The sequence below is a fragment of the Faecalibacterium sp. Marseille-Q0746 genome (assembly GCF_017377595.1).
GTDB lineage: Bacteria > Bacillota > Clostridia > Oscillospirales > Ruminococcaceae > Faecalibacterium > Faecalibacterium duncaniae.
In genome coordinates, this window is record NZ_JAFREI010000051.1 from 1 (window position 1) to 1,024 (window position 1,024).

At 49.9% G+C, this 1,024-nt stretch carries 1 protein-coding gene; it reads left to right on the top strand.

Annotated elements, in window-relative coordinates; translation table 11 throughout:
* A partial coding sequence (locus J3351_RS13990) for a DUF4368 domain-containing protein (RefSeq protein WP_207697998.1) occupies positions 1-1,024 on the top strand: 1,024 nt, incomplete at both ends.

Genomic DNA, 1,024 nt, shown 5'->3' on the forward strand with positions numbered 1-1,024 from the left:
TTCAAAGATGTGTACGGCTGGGGTTCTTCCACCATCTGCAACATTCTTGAAAAGCGTGAATATCTGGGACACACCATCAACTTCAAGACCCGAAAGCACTTCAAGGACAAGAAAAGCCATTATGTCCCGGAGGACGAATGGACAATTTTCGAGAATACCCATGAAGCTATCATTGACCAGCAGACCTTTGACCTTGTGCAGAAAATCCGTGGGAATGTCAGACGCTACCCGGACGGCTGGGGCGAAGCAGCTCCCCTCACAGGCTTGCTTTATTGTGCCGATTGCGGCGGCAAGATGTATGTCCACCGTACCAACAACGGCAAGCGTATTTCTCAATATACCTGTTCCCAATACAGCAAAGTCCCAGTTGGAAAGCTCTGCACGACACAGCACCGTATCAATGAAGATGTGGTACTGTCCCTTGTTTCCGAAATGCTCAAAGCTATTGCCGAGTATGCGAAGCATGACAGAGCCGAGTTTGTCCGAGTGGTGCAGGAAGCGCAGTCCAGCCAGCAGACGGCAGAGGTCAAGAAACAGCGGACACGCCTTGCCACCGCAAAGCAAAGAGTTTCCGAGCTGGAAGTCCTGCTCTGCAAAATCTATGAGGACAACATTTTAGGAAAGCTGTCTGACAGCAGATATGCCACTCTGGACGCTCAATATGAAAAGGAGCAGACCGAGCTTACCGCTGAAATCTCTGTTCTGGAAAAGGCTATCAAGAGCTACGAGAAGCACGAAAAGGACGCTGACCGTTTTATCGCTCTGATTGACAAGTATGAGAACTTCGACAAGCTGACGATTGCCATGCTCAATGAGTTTATTGAGAAAATCCTTGTGCATGAGCGTGACCGCAAGGGCAGTATTCAGACCACACAGGAGGTCGAGATTTACTTCAATTTCGTGGGTCGTTTCGTTCCCCCTGCGTTTGGCGAAGTGGAGCTTACCCCGGAGGAATTAGAGGAAATCCGCAAGCGTGAGGAACGCAAGGACAGGCTCCACCAGAACTACTTGAAGCGGAAAGCCA